The sequence below is a fragment of the Streptomyces caelestis genome, from assembly GCF_001279005.1.
In the GTDB taxonomy this organism is placed as follows: Bacteria; Actinomycetota; Actinomycetes; order Streptomycetales; family Streptomycetaceae; genus Streptomyces; species Streptomyces heliomycini.
This window is the reverse complement of sequence record NZ_LGCN01000044.1, coordinates 1-801: the sequence shown is the minus strand read 5'-3', so window position 1 is coordinate 801 and position 801 is coordinate 1. Positions and strand designations below refer to the sequence as shown.

The following is an 801-nucleotide window of genomic DNA, read 5'->3' as shown; positions in this document are numbered from 1 at the left end:
CGTGGGGGCCTGGGGGGGGTTGGGGTGGCGCTTGGGGGGGGTGGGGGGGGGGGGGCCGCGTCGGGGGTGTCCGTCCCCCAACCGGCCCGTGTCACCCCCCCTGGGGGGGGGGGGGGGGGCGGGCGCGCCCGCCACCCCGGGGGGCCCCCCCCCCCCCCCGCGCCCCCCCCCCCCCCCCCCCGCCGCAGGCGCCCCCCGAGCCCCACCGAGGCCGCAGCGGCGCCGCAGGCACAAGCCCCGCACCCCCGCCGAACCGGCCCCGCGCCGCAGGCATCCCGCCCACCCGGGTGGCGTCCCGCGCCACACCTGCCCTATGCACGGTGTTTGTCCGATTAGCACGTATCGTCACGGCATGCCCACGCCCTACGGATCCCGCGGCGGCATGGCGTTCGGCGCGGAGGAGCTGTGCGTGCTCCGCCGCGCCCTCGCCCTCGCCCTGCACCCCACCCCCGCCCCGGCCGACGACCTCCAGGACTGTCTCCGCCTCGCCGCGGACCTCGACGAGGCGACGCGGGAGAGTGCCCGGCTGCGCGCCTTCCTCCTGGCCGACCTCGGCCGCTACCGCGCCGCCCTCCCCGGCACCGCCGCCGGCTACCTCACGCTCCTGGAGGAGGCGCTGGGCGCCGGATACCGCCCCCGCACCGACGACCTGGCCGCCCTCCGGGCCCTGCGCGGCAACCCCACCGCCGCCGCCCTCCTGCGCCTCTGCCGGCGCACCCTCCTCCTTGCCCTCCCCGGTGGCCGCGCGGCCACCGAGGACCCGCAGAAGAAGCAGGACCCGGCCCGGAAGCCCCCCGCCAC

Annotated in this window: 1 protein-coding gene; it reads left to right on the top strand. The window is 80.8% G+C overall.

Translation table 11 applies throughout. The annotated features are described in order from the left end of the window. Nucleotides 1–352 precede the first annotated feature (352 nt). On the top strand, nt 353–801 hold a 449-nt coding region (locus ADK41_RS05115; RefSeq protein WP_107086060.1), incomplete at its 3' end, for a hypothetical protein.